Origin of the sequence: Gordonibacter urolithinfaciens (assembly GCF_900199375.1) — a bacterium.
Lineage (GTDB): Bacteria > Actinomycetota > Coriobacteriia > Coriobacteriales > Eggerthellaceae > Gordonibacter > Gordonibacter urolithinfaciens.
The window spans coordinates 1772425-1788596 of record NZ_LT900217.1 but is presented as its reverse complement, the minus strand read 5'-3'; the positions used below and the strand labels follow the sequence as shown (position 1 = coordinate 1788596).

Genomic DNA, 16172 nt, shown 5'->3' with positions numbered 1-16172 from the left:
TGGGTCGTTTGGGCGGTCAGGCATCCTGCAGGCCGTCGGCGTGCTCTTTCGCGTAGATGAGCGCGTTGCGGCCCTGCATGTCGGCGTCCTCTACCTTCATCTCCTTGGCGCGCCGAGCGGCCTCGATCTGGGCGAGCAAGGCGCTGTTGCCCTCGGCAGCCTGCCTCTCTGCCGATTCTTTGTCACCCGCCATAACGCCGGGCAGGTAGTCGCCCCAGCCGCCCTCGCGGGTGACCTTCTCGCCGGGCATCTGGTCTCCCTCGACGTAGGGGTAGATCTTTGCCAAGAAGCTCTTGATACCGGAACCGATGCCGCCTTGCCCCGTTTCGAAGTTGAGCGCCATGTTATTGATGTTTGAGTCGAACGTGCCGTACAGGCTGGGCTCTGCGGCTTCTTGCTCGGGGAACCACCAAGCGTGCTCCATATGAATGGTGTCCTTCTTGATGCCGGGGAAGAGGAACGCCTTCTGGCGGCATCGGCCATGGGTGGTCTCGATCCACACCCAGTCGCCATCCTCGATGCCGTATTCAGCCGCGGCCTCGGGATGAATGGTCACAAGCGGCCAAGGATGGAACTCGCGCATGGTTTCCAGTTGACGGTGCTCGGAGTGGAAGAACTCGTAGGACCTTCCACCCGACGTGGCGATGAACGGGTACTCTGCCAGCTTCTCGGGCGTGGATACTGGGCTATCCTTCGGCTCAATGTGGTAGGGCATCGGATCGACTCCCCAATGGTTGTACCCCCAGCTCCAGAACTCGAAACGACCCGTTGCCGTGTCGAAGCCCGGCTGGCCGTCGGGACGACACATGCCCTTCTGGTACTTGTAGTACTCGGCATCCCACGGATCGTACTTGTAGCCGCCGCGCTCCTGCAGCTCCTCGAAGTCACCCTCGTAGCGCGTGCCGCCCTCGGCGTACTGGTCGGTGAGGTACCACGTGGCCAACTCCCTGTCGTCTTTCCAGGGCCAGTTCTCGGGCTTCAGCCGGCGACCCAGATCGAGGATGATCTGCTCATCGGACTTTGCTTCGTAGTAGCTCGCGCACTTGGAGATGGACCGGGCGGGCGTCCACCAGGTGCGCACGGAGTTGCGCTCGCAGCTCATGGCAACCGGCAGCACGATATCGGCATGAGCCACGGCGGTCGGCGTCATATAGGGGTCGGCCACCACGCAGTAGGGTATCTTGTTCATGGCCTCGTACATGCGCGGTGCGTCCATGCCCGAGCAGGAGAGCGGGTTGGCACTTTGCAGCCAGATAATCTGGGGCATGAAGGGCTCGCCTGTCTCCACGGCGTGCAGTAGGGCATCTGAGGACGCACAGGCCACGATATCGGATGATTCGATGCCCGCCGACAAAGTAAGCTTGCCTGCATAGTTTTCGCGCGGGATTTTGAAGTCACCCAAACCGTAGCGCTTCTCGATATCGAACGCGCACTTGATGAGCAGGTTCCCTCCGGGATTGTCGATGTTGCCGGTAACACCCATGAGATCGCACGCCGCCGCGGTGACGCCCAACGCGGACAGTTGCTGCTCGAACGCGAGGCCCCACTGGATGGACGCGCTTTCCGCCGTAGCGTATAAGCGGGCTGCGCCGCGTATGTCGTCCGCCGGTACGCCGCATATCTCGGCGGCCCAATCAGCATCCTTGCCCTGCACCGATTCGACGAGCTGCTCGTAGCCGTAACACCAGCTGTCGATGAACTCATGGTCGACCATATCCTCGTTGATGACGGTGTTCAGCATCGCTATGCCCAGCGCGCCGTCGGTTCCGGGGCGCACCTGCAACCAGTACGCGGCTTTAGCTCCGAGCCAGGTTAGGCGCGGGTCGATGGAGATGATCTGGGTACCCATCTGCATGCATTCGACGATCCAGTGGCCAAGGAAGCCGTCGGCATTGGCCTTAAGAGGCTCGTTACCCCAAACCATGATCACATCGGGGCGGCGGAAGGATGGGTCGGCATAGCGCATCTCATGCGTTTCAGACACGTCGGCGATGGTCATCTCTCCCATTTTCGCCGATGCGCCGATCATACGCGGAAGGTAACAGGCAAAGCCAGTGAACCCGAAGTTGCAGACGTTGGGCGTCTCGAGGGCAGTGGATGCGAACAGCGGCAGCTGCCAGCCGATGTTGCGTCCCGTGCCATGCACGAACAGGATGGTGTGGGAGCCGAAGTCTCGCTTGACGGTGTTCACGCGCTCCACGATCTCATCGTAGGCCTCGTCCCACGTGATGCGCTCCCATCTGTTCTCGCCGCGCTTGCCGGCCCGACGCAAAGGGTACTTCAACCGGTCGGGATGGTTTACGGCCTCCACCATGTCGAGGCAGCGCATGCAAAGCTTGCCGTTGTTGAAGGGCGACAGCGGGTCGCCCTCGATGCGGGCAAGCCTGCCCTCTTGGTCGACGTAGAGCAGCACGCCGCACCCGTTATGGCAGCCAGGGGGCGACCAATGATTGGTGCGGGTGACGGTGTACTCGCCCTCCTGCCACCGCCATTCCCCCTCGTGGTAGGCCTCGCGGTCGACCGAATCGAGGAACTCTTGGTAATCCATTCCTCCTCCTTTTCTTGGCGATTCATCGATCTGGGTTTTCGGCAGCCGGCCAACGCTCAAACCTCGGGCGGGCAGAGCGTTGGCCGGAAGCTTACAGAAACGGGACTGTTGCCTACGCGCAACGCTCATGGGTGCGGAACACGGGGCGCTGATGGAGACGCAGGCGGAGCCGGGGCCCCGGGCGGAACGGGCACACCGGGGGCACCGGGCATGCCGGGCATGGCCGGCACCTTGGGGAGCGCCGCTCCGCATTGCGGGCAATGCTCGAGATTGAGCGCGCATTCGCCTCCGCACTGCGGACACTTGTTGGACATTTCGACCGCCGCAGGCCTAAAACACATACGATCCTCCTTTAACTAACCACTTTTGGCTTAGGTCAATTTGGTTTAGTTTGTGACATCAAAATAATATTATTTAGTATTAGTTATCAAGGTGTCTATTTATACTATTTTTTGGATAAATAAACTGGTGTGTTTATATTTAACAGATATTTTACCTGCATATTAGGCTTTTTTCGAACTAAGTGTTCCTTTAAAATCCTGTAACATATTCTTAAAATAGAATAGTACATAGTCTTTTTAGTACTATTCATTTAACCCCTTTCGTATTATTTTATTGAAAGGCGATGGCAAAGAATTAATACTATTTCGGTTTAGTCATCGCACGTCGAGAGCATTGAGAGAAAGAGGTTCGCCATGTGCTTCAGACCAGCCGAGACCGAACTGCCCCCCGCCACCTGCCCGTCTTGCGGCAAGCGCATCAACCGCGTAGCGGGGCAGCTGCCCAAGAAATGCCCCTTCTGCAAGTCGCCGACCGAAGGCGCCGAGGACGACGCGCCCGCACCGGCTTCCCCGGCAGTCGTACCCGCACCAACGGCTCATGGGATGCCCAACGCCCCCTCTGCCCCGAAGGCGCCGGGAGCGCCCATCAGCAAGTAGGCCCGTGGCTCCGGCACTTTCCGGCATTTAGAGGTCGCCTTTCTCAGCGAAATCATCCTTGAAACCGGAAAAGTGCCACCACGCGATAAACAGCACGAGAGAGGAGAGGTTATGTCAGAGCGGATAATCGAATGCGGTGACGGCGTGGTCAAGTGCCGCACCTGCGCCTGGTCGCCGCCGGGCGACCACCCGGTGGGGTGCGGCATGTACCTGACCGTTAAAGACGGCAAGGTGGTGGACGTAGAGGGAGATCCGGACCACCCCATCACCCAAGGGCGCCTGTGCGTGCGCTGCCTCACGCTTCCCGAGTATATGTACAGCGAGAAGCGCGTCCTGAGCCCTTTGAAGCGCGCACGCGAAGATCGCGGGAAGGACGCCTGGGAGCCCATCACCTGGGACGAGGCGCTCGACATCATCGAAGAGCGGGTGAGCTACGTCAAGGAGAACTGGGGCGCCGAGTCCATCGTGGCCTTCCAGGGCACGGGCCGCGAGGCCACACTCTACAAAACACCGCTCGCCTATGCCGCCCTCGGCACACCGAACTCGTGCTTCCCCATGAGCGGCGACTCGTGCTATGGGCCACGCTGCTCGGTGGCCGACTTCATACTCGGGGCGGGCTATCCCGAGCTCGACTACGCAGCCTTCTTCCCCGACCGCTACGACGACCCGCGCTACGAGGTGCCGAAGTACATCGTGTTATGGGGAAAGGATCCCCTGTTCTCGAACCCCGACGGGTTCTTCGGCCATACGCTCATCGACCTCATGAAGCGCGGATCGCGCTACGTGGTGGTAGACCCGCGTGTCACATGGATGGCTGCTCATGCCGATTTCCACCTGCAGCTCCGTCCCGGCACCGATGCCGCACTCGGCCTGGGTATGATCAACTATCTGATACAGGAAGATCTCTACGACCACGACTTCGTTGAGAACTGGTGCTACGGCTTCGATGAGCTCAAGGAGCGTGCTGCCGAGTACCCGCTGGATAAGGTGGAGGAGATCACCTGGGTTCCGGCCGCCACCATCGCCGCCGCCTCACGCGCCATCGCAGAGAACCATCCTTCATCGTTCATGTGGGGGCTCGCCATAGACACGAACGCAAATGGGGTGCAGGCCGGCCACACCGTGCTCATCCTCGCGGCCATCCTCGGCGATCTGGACGTGCCAGGAGGGGTGACACTGGCCGTGCCAGCGAGCTTCATGGGGAAGTGGCGATACGAATGCGCCCAGCAGCTCCCGCCGGGCATGCTCGAAAAGCAGATTACCGACCCCCGTTACCAGGGATTTCGCGCCGCACACCTCATAGCACATCCCGACTGCATCCTCGACACACTGGAAACCGACGAGCCTTATCCGCTCAAGATGGCGTGGTTCTACGCCACCAACGGCATAGCGAACACCACCAACGCGCAAGGCAAACGCTGGTTCAAGGCGCTCGAGAAGATGGAGTTCAACGTCTGCCAAGACGTCTTCATGACTCCTACGGCCATGGGCCTGTGCGACCTGTTCCTGCCAGTGACCACGTTCGCCGAGCACGACGGCGTGGTGCTTCCCCACTTCGGGCGCAACACGCACATGGTCATGGCCATGAACAAGTGCGTCGAGGTGGGAGATTGCCACTCCGACCTCGAAATAGATTTCATGGTGGGCAAGCGGCTCAATCCGAAGGCATGGCCATGGGACAACGTGGCCGATTTCTTCACCGAGCAGATCAAGCCCCAGCTCGGTATCACCTTCGAGGAGCTGCAGGAGCTGGGCTGGGTGCAGCAGGAATTCGAGTACCGCAAGTACGAGAAGGGCCTGCTGCGACCAGATGGCGAGCCGGGCTTCAACACCCCCACAGGCTTGGTCGAACTATGCTCGAGCCTTTATGAGGATTGGGGTGAGGATCCCCTTCCCTACTTCGAAGAGAATGCACTCACGCCGTTCAGCCGTCCCGAACTTGCCAACGAATACCCGCTCATTATGACCACGGGTGGACGCGAAACCACTTCCTTCCACTCCGAGCACCGACAAGTGCCGTCCTTGCGCGCCCTCATGCCGTACCCTCTTGTGCAGATCAACCCCGAAACGGCAGCACTATACGGCATCGAGGAGGGCGATTGGGTGTGCATCGAGAACCCGCTCGGCAAAGCTATCGAGAAAGCGCACGTCACCCCTATTATCGATCCGCGAGTCATACACGCCCAGCACGGATGGTGGTTCCCCGAACAGGATCCAGAAGCACCCAATCTCAGCGGTGTGTGGAAGTCCAACATCAACAGTCTCGTGCCACATCGTGCTATAGGCCGCATTGGCTTCGGTGCTCCATTCAAAAACGTCCTATGCAAGATATACAAGGTGGACGGGCTCGACGCACTCGGCACCTTGAGCCCCGACACCGAGCAGGGCGCGATCGGCATTGATCCAGCAAGCCCCGTTGCCACGAGGAAGGAGGCCTAACATGAGCGAATATGCACTGCTGATAGATTATAAATACTGCACAGGCTGTCATGTGTGCGAAGTCTCATGCCGAAAAGAGCATGATCTCCCGCTTGACGAGTGGGGCATCAAGGTCAACGAACTGGGTCCTGCGAAGATGAAAGGCTCTTGGCTCTGGGATTACGTGCCTGTTCCCTCAGATCTTTGCGATCTGTGCGAAGACCGTGTGAAAGCCGGGAAAAAGCCTGCCTGCATTCATCATTGCCTAGCCCAATGCATAGAGCTCGTCGCGCTCGATGATCTGTCCACGGCGATGGCCGATCACGGTAGGAAAGTAACGTGCTTCATCCCCTAGGCAGAAGCAAGCCAGCACTAAACTGTTATGTTCCGGGGCCCTTTTCAAAGGGCCCTTTTGTCGGCAAAAGATTCTTTATCGTTGATCAATCTACTTTGATTACACTATGGATATAATACCCAATAGTATTACTATCAAGGGAAGTGCGGTGTTATGGACGAAAACGAAACGAAGGTGCTCGAAGCGGCAGCCCTGCTTTATAATGCCATTCCCGGCTATCTCGCCGAAACGCAAAGCAAGCAGCAGCTTGGACACCTTCTTGTAGATCTGATCGATGCTTTAGATACCATAGAGTTCACCCGGTCGGGAACGCCTTTGTTCGATATTATCGGCGGGAACATTCCCGGCAGGAGAAAGAAAGCCATTCTGGCACTTGAACGGGAATACGGGCTGACCGAACGCGAGGGACATATCCTCCGCTACCTTGCGAACGAGCGAAACCCCACGTATATCTCCAACGCGCTGGGTATTTCCCCGTCTACCGCCAAAGCACACAAGTACTCAATTTACAGGAAGCTGGGCATACATAGCTCATCGGAGCTGAAGAAGCTGCTTGAGCAGAATCAGCAGTGACGTAGTAGTCCTTCATCTTTCTTTCGCGATTTCACCGTCATCGGCAGCCCCTTATTCCTCTTCCTCGTCGGTCACGCGGCGCAGCACGAGGAAGCCGGCGACGCCGGCCACGAGCGAAGCCGCCAGAATAGCCGCCTTCGCCATGGCGATGGTGCTCGCATCGACGAATGCCAGGTTCGTCACGAAGATGGCCATGGTGAAGCCCACGCCGCCCAGCACGGACACGCCTGCGATATGGCCCCAGCTCACGCCAGCGGGGAGATCGCTTAAGCGCAGCTTCACCGTGAGCCAGGTGGCCAGGAAGATGCCGAGCGGCTTGCCGAACAAAAGGCCGCAGAACACGCCGATGGTCACGGGGTTCGCGATGACGGCGAGGGGGTCCATACCCGTCAGCACCACGCTGGCGTTCGAGAACGCGAACAGCGGCAGGATGAAAAAGTACACGGGGATGTGCAGACGGTAGTCCAACCGCGTGATGGGCGGAATGGCCATGCGCGACACGCGGCCGATCTCGTCGAGTTCGCCCAGGTACTCCTTCTGCACGATGTCGGGCTCGCCGGGGTCGTAGCGCTCGTCGGCTTTGCGCGCCCGCGCCTCGAACCAACCCGGCGCCCGATCCAGCTTTACCTGCGACTTCGCCGGAATGGCCAGCGCCAGCAGCACGCCCGCAATGGTGGCGTGCACGCCCGAGAGCAGGAAGCACACCCACATGGCCAACCCAATGAGCACGTACGGCCACAGGTCGTACACATGCAGCCGGTTGATGACGAGCGCACCGGCGAACAACGCCAGGCCGCCTGCCAGCCAGGCGATATCGAGGTCGGCCGTGTAAAACACCGCGATCACCAGAATGGCGATCATGTCGTCGGCTATGGTGAGCGTGGACAAGAACGAGCGCAGCCCCGCCGGTATGCGGCTGCCCAGCAGCGCTAAGATACCCAGGCAGAACGCGATGTCGTTCGCCATGGGAACGCCCCAGCCCTGCTCGAAGCCGCTGCCCATGTTCACCACCGTGTACACGACGGCCGGCACCACGGCACCGCCGGCCGCGCCCAAGATGGGCAGCAGGGCCTTGCGCGGGTTGCGCAGCTCGCCCGCCGTGAGCTCGAACTTTATCTCCAAGCCCACCAGCAGGAAGAATATGGCCATGAGGAAGTCGTTGATGAAATGCTCGAGCGTGAGGTGCGGCGCGAACGACCCCAGCGAGAAGCCAAGCTCGAACGTGTGCCAGAACTCCGCAAAATACGGAAGCACCGGCGTGTTCTCGATGACAAGGGCCGCCACGGCCGCCGCGAGCATGAGCATAGTCGCCCGGGTGGACGAGTGCGTGAACTCCAGGAGCTTGCGCCTACGCCGATGATGGTGCCGCACCTCCGGCTCCAAGATGCGCTCCGTAGGCGAGCAAGCCGGATCGCCGCTCAAGCAAGCCGGCCCCAGCTCGTCGCGCCCCACCTTGTCGTTCCCTGATGTCATAGGTTCCAGTATATGAAACAAACTCGCAAGGCCAGCAACCACGAGGTAACGGACGAGAAAAGAACGCGACTTTTTGAAAAAAAGCGAAGCGTCGGGGGCTTGGGAGGCGTTCACTCAATTGGGCATAGGTATATTGTATTTAAAACTGAAAACTCGCGCTTGTCGGCCATGAATGCAGCAAAAATCAAAAAAGTTATGTTGTTTATTTGTAGATTTTGTCAATTCAAACTTTCTCGCTTGCGCTTCTTGCGCCATCGAACTAGCCCGCATATACTCGCCCGCAAGGGGGCTGGTAATTCTGTATACAACCAAAAGCGCGCGCTGATTGCCACGGCATTCCCGTGCCCACGCTACGATCCATCAGGATATATTGCCTGATGGAAGGGTGGGTCATGCAAATGTCACCGAAAGGAAGGTGCGATCAGCATGAAGGAGCACAACGCACGCGCTCACGGGCCAAGTGGCCCGCAGCAAACACGGAGGGGATTTCTAAAAACCACAGCGGCAGCCGGCGTCGTCGCCTGCACCGCCGGAAGCGTGGCGCCACTCGCGCAAGCGCTCGCCGACGATATGACGGGCGACGGTATGATGGACGAAACAGACGGCATGGGCCTCACCCACGTCCGATCAACCTGCTCGCCCAACTGCACCGGCGCTTGCGGCATGGTGGCCGCAACGTACGACGGACAGGTAAAGACGCTCATCCAAGCGGCCGACTACGAGAACGACGGCTACAATCCGCGCGGCTGCCTGAAAGGCACCACATTCAACACCATGATGTATGGCGACGACCGCCTGCTACATCCCATGATTCGCGAGACGCCCTACAAAGACGGCGGCCAACTGCGTGAATGCACGTGGGACGAGGCACTCAACTTCGCCGCCAAGCGCATCCGCGAGATAACCGAGCACTACGGTGCGGACTCGATAGCCGTCGACTACCAGGTGCCGCCGCTCAACTACATCAATAAGGGAACGTTCATCCGCCTGGTAAACATGAGCGGTTGGACGAACTTTCCCGGCTACGAGATGAACGGCGACCTGCCCATGTTCTTCCCTGAAACGTTCGGCTGCCAATGCGAAGAGCTGGAAAGCTATGCGTGGGAGGACTCTCGCCTCACCCTGAACTTCGGCTCGAACATCATGACCACCCGTCTTCCCGACTCGCACTTTCTCACAAGGTCGCAGGAGGCCGGCGGCAAGGTGATCTACTTCGACCCGAACTACACGGTCACGGCGGCGAAGGCCGACGAATGGGTGCGGCTTGCGCCCGGCAGCGACACAGCCGTTGCGCTCGCCATGGCGAAGGTCATTATCGACGAGGAACTCTACGACGCAGATTTCATCAAAACATACACTGACCAGCCGCTGCTCGTGAACACAGCCACGGGCAAGCGCGTCCTTGCGGCCGACGTGCAGGGGCTTGAACGCCCGCAGGAAACGCCCGAGAAGCGCGAGGTCTACGTGGCCATTGTGGACGGAGCGCCCACTGCTATCAGCCCTACCCGGCTGGAAATGCCATCCACAGCTGCGCTTGAGGGCACGTTCTCCCTCACGCTCGAAGACGGTTCCACCGTGGAGGCGAAGCCCGCGTTCCAGCTACTCAAAGAGTTGCTCGAGCGCGATTACACGCCCGCGAAGGCGCAGAACATAAGCGACGTGCCCGCCGAGACCATCGAGCGGCTGGCCCGACTGACGGCCACCGTCAAGCCAGCCCACATCATCCTCGGCGGCTCCGCCCATCAGTACCATCACGGCGACCTCAAGGGTCGTGCGCTCACCCTGCTGGCGGCACTCACCGGCAACATTGGCAAGCTGGGCGGCGGCATTTCCGACTACATCGGCCAATACAAGGTGCGCTTCAAGCCGGCCTCGTGGTTCATGCCGCCGAACGCGAACGCAACCGCAACGCCCTACCACTACTTCGTGAACGGCCCCACCGAGACGATGTCGGCACCCTACCCGAAGAACGGCTTCCACGCCCTGCTCACCGGCTGGGCGAACCCCTTCGACCAGCACGCCGTCTGCGACGCGCTACGCAAACGCGTGGAGAGCGGCGAGCTCGAGTTTGTCATGACCTGCGACTTCCTGCACACCACCACGGTCGAGTACGCCGACGTCGTGCTGCCCGGCTGCGCCTGGTACGAGAAGACCGACGTGTGCACCACGCCGCTGCACCCCTACATCCAACTGCAGCAGAAGGCGGCGGACCCGCCAGGCGAGGCGCGCCCCGAGATCTGGATATTCTCCGAGCTGGCCCGGCGCATCGACCCGGCCTGGGGAGAGCAGTTCCCCAACTTCCCGCCGGAAGACTCCGAGAAGCAGATCGAAGCCGTACTCGAGAAGTTCCTCGCAACCGGCGGCGAGAAGGTGGCCGGCATCACGGTGGAAGACCTGCGGCGCGGTCCCGTGAAGATGAATCATGCGAACCCGGAGGACAAGATGATTCCCTTCTGGGATCAGATCCACAACCGCACGCCGTTCCCGCCCCCATCGCTGCCGAACGCGCCGGGTTCGACCGACCACTTCGTGCCGAGCGGGCGCATGGAGTTCTACAAAGACCACGACGTGTTCCTGGCGCAGGGCGAGCAGCTACCCGTGTGGAAGCCTCTGTTCGAAGACACCGAGTACGCCCTCGACCCGTCGGCCCGTGAGAAGTACCCCTTCAACTACCTCACGCGCAACAGCCTGTATCGCGTCCACTCCAACTATTCGAGCAACCCCATGATGCTCGAGCTGCAAGACGGGCTGCCCCGCGTGTGGATGAACCCCGATGACGCGATGGCGAAGGGCCTGGCCGAAGGCGACGAGGTGGATGTGTTCAACGACCGAGGCCACGTGAAGGGCAAGCTCGTGCTAGAGCCCGGCCTCTATCCGAAGCAATGTATCTTCGAGATGGGCTGGTGGGCCCGCTATACCGGCGGGTCGTCGTACAACACGCTCATCTACCCGTTCATCAATCCCATCCATGAGATCTACTTCATCGGCGCCACGTGGTCGACGAACATGGCATGGAACGAATGCCTCTGCGATGTGAGGAAGGCAGGTGCGCAATGAAACTAGGGATGGCAATCGACCTCGACCGGTGCATAGGCTGCCGCACGTGCATGGTCGTGTGCAAGAACCACAATGCCCAACCCGAGGGCATCTGGTGGAACCGCGTGTTCACCGTGGGCAGCGACGAGCACCAGGTTGCCACCGAAACGCGAGGAGGCGGCTTTGAGATGGCGTTTCTGCCCGTGTCGTGCCAGCACTGCGAGAACGCCTCGTGCGTGAAGGTGTGCCCGACGGGCGCGAGCTACCAAGCCGCCGACGGCACGGTGCTCATCGACTACGAGCGCTGCATCGGCTGTCGCTACTGCCTGGCCGCCTGCCCTTACGGCGTGCGGCAGTTCAACTGGGAGGATCCAGCCAAGACGAAGGGTGTGGAAGAGGACCGCTACTGCTACGGTTACCCGCTCGACAGCCATGACGAGGGGCGCTTGGTCTACACGCGCGATCGGCCACAGGGCGTCGCCGAGAAGTGCACGTTCTGCCAGCAATACCGCGCCGAGGGCGAGAAGCCCGCGTGCGTGCGGGGTTGCCCCGCGAACGCGCGCATCTTCGGTGACTTGGACGACCCGGCCTCGGACGTGAGCCGCTTCCTCGACGGCCGGCCCGCCGTGAGGCTGCAGGAGGAGCTCGGCAACGACCCCAAGGTGTTCTACGTGCAGGCGGGAACGAAGGAAAAGCCGGCGCTCGTCTACGGAGAGGGGATGTGATCCCATGAAACGGATTCCGCTCATCATCGGGCTCGCGGCCGTCGTGATAGGCGCCGCCGCCTGGATATACCAGCTTATCGGAGGCTTGGCGGTCACGAACATGTCCAACCTGTTCAGCTGGGGCTTCTATATCGGCTGCTTCGTGTTCCTCGTGGGCGTGGCGGCCGGCGGCATGATCATCTCGTCATCCATCTACCTGTTCGACGTGGAACGGCTGAAGCCGTTCGGCAAGATAGCCTCGCTTACGGCGTTCGCCTGTATCCTGGCGGCCGGGTGCATGGTCATCGTGGACTTGGGCCGCTTTCAGAACATCGGTCAGATGCTCATCCATCCGAACTTCGCTTCGCCGCTCGTGTGGGATATCGTCGTTATCACGCTGTATCTGATTCTCACGTTCCTGAGCGTGTACTTCCAACTGCTTCCCGGCTGCAAGCGCTCGGGCAAGCGTTTCCTGAACGGCTGGATCGCGAGGCGCACCGAGGACGAGGTCGACGCTATCTCCGCCCGTTGGTCGCGCATCGTGGCGCTCGTGGCGCTGCCGGTGGCCGTTCTCATCCACACCATCACCGCGCTCATCTTCGCCACGCAAAACGGACATCCATGGTGGCACACCGCCATGCTGCCCGCCGACTTCATCGCCATGGCCGTGGCGTCGGGCGGCGCACTGGTGCTGATCATCGCGCTGGCCGTTGTCGGGCGTGCCCACTGGAGCGAGTACGCCAACGGACTCGCCACCATCGCGCGCATTGTTGCCGTGGCTCTAGTCGTACACTTCTTCTTCGTCGCGGTTGAGCTCGTGCTGCTTGCGTGGACGGGAGGCGGCGAATCGGCAGCACTGCTCGAAGCGATCACCAGCACGTACGGCTTGCTCTATCTGCTGGAGATCGTGCTGACGGCCGGCGCCATGGTGCTGTTCTTCACCAAGGCGGGTTCGCGGCAATCGGGGCTGCTCATTGCCGGCAGCATCGCCGTGCTCGCAGGCACGCTTGTGCATCGCCTTATGCTGCTGTATCCCGAATTCGCCACCTCGCGGTTCTCGCTCGTCACATCGATGGGCGTGGAATGGCTCTACCCGCTTTCCACGGGACGCTACCTCGCTACCGGGCAGGCGTTCGCCTCGACTTACGCCTATGCTCCGAACGCCATCGAAGTCGGCGTGGCGCTGCTGCCCTTTGGCCTTCTGCTCGTGGTGCTGGCCTTCGTCGCAAACCGCTACCGCATGATAGGGAGCGAGCCCGCCTCGCAAGCAAGCGCACCCGAGCAATAGCGTTTCCCACCACCGGGCGGTAACGCCCTGGCAAACACGATTGGCCCGGTGCCCTCCCTCGCCGGGCCAATCGGATAGGATGGACGCGGGACGCGGTGTCCGGTTTCCCGGATCGCCCGCAGCCTATCGCTTCCGAACCCGATTCGCCGCGCTCGTCCCCTCGCGAAAGGACGACCGATGAAATACGCCGACTTGCAGCTCATGGCGAAAACACCGCTGTTCAAGAACTTGACTCTCGAACAAATAGAGAACTTAGTCGAACGCAACCGCGGCTACACGCGCTCCTTCAAGCGGGGCGACATCCTGTTGGTGGCCGGCGACCCCATCGAGGTGTGCGGCCTCTTGCTCAAGGGCAAGGTGAAGATCATGACCGAGAGCTTCCAGGGCAACCAGTCCATCATCGCCGATATCGGGCCCGGCGAGCTCTACGGTGAGCCGTTCAACTGGCTTTCCTACCCACGCGTCCCCATCACCGTGCAGGCGAGCGTCAACACCACCGTGCTCTTCATCGACCTGCGCACGTTCATCCGTCCCACCGGGGGCGCTGATCCGGAAATCGACCAGATCGTGCTTAGCAACATCGTCACCTCTTTTGCCGAGAAGATCATCCTCTTTCGAAACAAGGTGGAAGTGCTCAGCCAGCGGGGCTTACGGGCGAAAATACTCATGACCGTGCGGAAGTTCGCCGAGAAGCAGGGTACGGACACCCCCGTCATCCCTTTTTCTCGCAAGGAGTTCGCCGAGTACCTTTGCGTGAACCGCAACTCGCTAACCCGCCAGCTCAAGGAGATGGAGCTAGCCGGCGACATCGAGGTCATGGGCAAGCGCATTCGCTTCTGCCACCGCGAGGAACTGCTGCTGTGAGGCAATCCATCCAAAGGGTTCCGAGGGTTTCCGACCTGCCTCAGGATCGCTCTGCCGAACAGTCGCATCGCACTCGAGAACAAGCGGCGGGAAGCTGAAGCTACGAGAAGATCAACCGCGTTCCCGCAAAACTTCCATCAACTCGGCGACGCTTATATCGAAGCCATCGGCAATACGTTTGATGTTGTCCAAGCTGATATTCCGAGACCCACGCTCCACATCGGCAAGGTAGGAGGGGCTCATACCGATCTTTTCGGCAAAGCCACGCTGGGAAAGACCGCGCTCTTCGCGCAGATCCTTGATTCGCCAGCCGAATTGTACCCGTAAAGTGGACATTCACCCATGCTCGCGCACCACTTGACGATAAGTGCATCACTTTGAGTGAGCATTTGACTTGGCAACATGCTACTGTTCACGACAGGTTATCCCAATTTCCTCAGTGCAAAACTGCAACCGGGCGAGCAAAAGAGTGACGGTCATGACCATTATATCCAAGCTAGATTGCGTTATGGCTGCCCGGGGCGTGGGCACGACCGAGCTCGCGCGCAAGGTTGGCATTACCTCCACCAACCTTTCCCGATTCAAGAAAGGAAAAGTCAAGTGCGTACGATTCACTACCTTAAACGCCCTTTGCCGAGAGCTCAAGTGCCAGCCGATGGATCTTTTAAGCTACCTTCCTGATGAAGACTGACTGGGAGGATCATTTCGGAGCAGCCAGACGCCCGTTCAACCTTGCTCTAAGCGTTCTATTCAAGATAACTGCTTCTTGGCAATCATCTTAAATCTTGTACATGTACTGGAAAACGTCCTCGCGCTGGATGATGATCTGCATGCCCAAGTCGTCGCTGATCTTGGCGAGGCGTTCCTGCACGGTGTTGAAGTCGGCCTTCTCCGTGTCGAGGGTGGTGAGCATCGTCATGGAGAAGATGTCGTCCAGGATGGTCTGGCTGATGTCGTCGATGTTCGCGCCGCAGTCGGCCAGCGCGGTGGCAATGGCAGCCACGATGCCGCTGCGATCCTTGCCCAGAACGGAGATGACGCATTTCATAGGTTGGTTCCTTTCCTCGTGGCGCGAATCGGCCTCGCACCTCGTAACGAACGTATGTTTCACGTGAAACATTTCGGCGGTTCGGCGGCTTTGCCGCTCGGCCACGCCGCCAAGTGCGGTGGAGCCCCTAGTCTCGTCGCGCGAAGATGAGCGACAGGGCCTCCGCACGGGTGGCCTGGCTGCGCTCGAACGCGCCGCGGACGGCACTTGTGGTGGTCTTCGCGCCGGCCTTCTTCACGCCGCGCATGCTCATGCACAGATGCTCGGCCTCCAACACCACGATGACGCCCTGGGGGTGCAGCTGCTCGATGAGCGTGTCGGCGATCTGCGAGGTCAGGCGTTCCTGCACCTGCGGGCGCTTCGCGAACACGTCCACGAGGCGCGCGAGCTTCGACAACCCGCAGATGCGCCCGTCGGCCGCCGGGATGTAGGCCACGTGCGCCTTGCCGAAAAACGGCACCAGATGGTGCTCGCACATAGAGTAGAACGGGATGTCGCGCACCAGCACCATTTCCTCGTGGTGCTCGTCGAACGTGGTGGCGAAGTGCTCCGCCGGGTCCTGCTCCAGGCCCGCGAACACCTCCTCGTACATGCGTGCCACGCGTGCCGGCGTCTCGCTCAGGCCCTCGCGCTCGGGATCCTCCCCCACCCCTTCCAAGATGAGCCGCACCCCTGCTTCGATTTTCGCAGCGTCCATAACCGTCTTTCCTCGTCGTTGGTCGAATGCATGATAGCACGGATGCGCGCCGGCGCCCGCCCGGGCGCCGCGGGGGCCACGGAAAAGGAAGAAGACCCGGCGGGGAGGGAGGGTTGCCGGGTCTTCTAAGGAGGCTCGCCGCCGCAAGGCAGCCAGCCGGAGGCGGCCGCAGGGTCGCAACCGCCTCGAGGCCGCCGAGGGCGCGGCCGCTTCGCCGGAGCCGCAGGATA

Annotated in this window: 14 protein-coding genes; 9 read left to right on the top strand and 5 right to left on the bottom strand. The window is 60.6% G+C overall.

Annotated features, from left to right (window positions below):
- Positions 1 to 16: 16 nt before the first annotated feature.
- Entirely contained in the window at positions 17 to 2548 is a 2532-nt protein-coding gene (locus tag BN3560_RS07700) for a molybdopterin-dependent oxidoreductase (RefSeq protein ID WP_096227597.1), read from the bottom strand.
- 695 nt (positions 2549 to 3243) lie between these two features.
- Here BN3560_RS07700 and BN3560_RS07695 point away from each other — a divergent pair.
- The 4 genes from BN3560_RS07695 to BN3560_RS07680 all read left to right on the top strand — a co-directional run bounded on the left by BN3560_RS07695 (position 3244) and on the right by BN3560_RS07680 (position 6832).
- Positions 3244 to 3486, top strand: a complete 243-nt coding sequence (locus BN3560_RS07695) for a hypothetical protein (RefSeq protein WP_083809137.1) — start codon at positions 3244 to 3246, stop codon at positions 3484 to 3486.
- A 111-nt stretch (positions 3487 to 3597) separates the two neighbouring features.
- Complete coding sequence (locus tag BN3560_RS07690) at positions 3598 to 5925, top strand: molybdopterin-dependent oxidoreductase (protein ID WP_096227596.1); 2328 nt, start codon at positions 3598 to 3600, stop codon at positions 5923 to 5925.
- Between the two features lies 1 nt (position 5926).
- A complete protein-coding gene (locus tag BN3560_RS07685; RefSeq protein ID WP_041239615.1) occupies positions 5927 to 6259 on the top strand; it encodes a hypothetical protein in 333 nt (110 codons plus the stop codon).
- A gap of 153 nt (positions 6260 to 6412) precedes the next feature.
- Positions 6413 to 6832: a response regulator transcription factor gene (locus BN3560_RS07680; protein ID WP_015540115.1), complete on the top strand. Its 420-nt coding sequence runs from the start codon at positions 6413 to 6415 to the stop codon at positions 6830 to 6832.
- Positions 6833 to 6883: 51 nt separating this feature from the next.
- Here BN3560_RS07680 and nhaA read toward each other — a convergent pair whose 3' ends face one another.
- Entirely contained in the window at positions 6884 to 8305 is a 1422-nt protein-coding gene (gene nhaA, locus BN3560_RS07675; protein ID WP_096227595.1) for a Na+/H+ antiporter NhaA, read from the bottom strand.
- A gap of 426 nt (positions 8306 to 8731) precedes the next feature.
- Between nhaA and BN3560_RS07670 the strand changes: the two genes are divergently transcribed.
- From BN3560_RS07670 to BN3560_RS07655, 4 genes are all read left to right on the top strand, one after another.
- Positions 8732 to 11362, top strand: coding sequence for a molybdopterin-dependent oxidoreductase (locus tag BN3560_RS07670; RefSeq protein WP_096227594.1), 2631 nt, complete (start codon positions 8732 to 8734; stop codon positions 11360 to 11362).
- An 8-nt stretch (positions 11363 to 11370) separates the two neighbouring features.
- Complete coding sequence (locus BN3560_RS07665) at positions 11371 to 12066, top strand: 4Fe-4S dicluster domain-containing protein (RefSeq protein WP_227115324.1); 696 nt, start codon at positions 11371 to 11373, stop codon at positions 12064 to 12066.
- A 4-nt stretch (positions 12067 to 12070) separates the two neighbouring features.
- Entirely contained in the window at positions 12071 to 13333 is a 1263-nt protein-coding gene (nrfD, locus tag BN3560_RS07660) for an NrfD/PsrC family molybdoenzyme membrane anchor subunit (RefSeq protein ID WP_096227592.1), read from the top strand.
- Between the two features lie 177 nt (positions 13334 to 13510).
- Positions 13511 to 14197 carry a Crp/Fnr family transcriptional regulator gene (locus BN3560_RS07655; RefSeq protein WP_096227591.1) on the top strand — a complete coding sequence of 229 codons (687 nt, stop codon included), beginning with the start codon at positions 13511 to 13513 and terminating at the stop codon, positions 14195 to 14197.
- Positions 14198 to 14308: 111 nt separating this feature from the next.
- Here the strand turns inward: BN3560_RS07655 and BN3560_RS07650 are convergent, their stop codons facing one another.
- The gene (locus BN3560_RS07650; RefSeq protein WP_096227590.1) at positions 14309 to 14533 is read right to left on the bottom strand and encodes a helix-turn-helix domain-containing protein; all 225 of its coding nucleotides are present in this window, start codon (positions 14531 to 14533) and stop codon (positions 14309 to 14311) included.
- Between the two features lie 142 nt (positions 14534 to 14675).
- Here BN3560_RS07650 and BN3560_RS07645 point away from each other — a divergent pair, with 142 nt between their 5' ends.
- A complete protein-coding gene (locus tag BN3560_RS07645; protein ID WP_096227589.1) occupies positions 14676 to 14888 on the top strand; it encodes a helix-turn-helix domain-containing protein in 213 nt (70 codons plus the stop codon).
- A gap of 87 nt (positions 14889 to 14975) precedes the next feature.
- On the opposite strand, the gene BN3560_RS07640 is transcribed toward BN3560_RS07645, so the two are convergent.
- Both BN3560_RS07640 and folE read right to left on the bottom strand, forming a co-directional pair.
- On the bottom strand, positions 14976 to 15245 hold the full coding sequence (locus tag BN3560_RS07640) for an ACT domain-containing protein (RefSeq protein ID WP_087192184.1): 270 nt from the start codon (positions 15243 to 15245) through the stop codon (positions 14976 to 14978).
- Between the two features lie 127 nt (positions 15246 to 15372).
- Positions 15373 to 15942, bottom strand: a complete 570-nt coding sequence (folE, locus tag BN3560_RS07635) for a GTP cyclohydrolase I FolE (protein WP_087192185.1) — start codon at positions 15940 to 15942, stop codon at positions 15373 to 15375.
- Between the last annotated feature and the right edge of the window lie 230 nt (positions 15943 to 16172).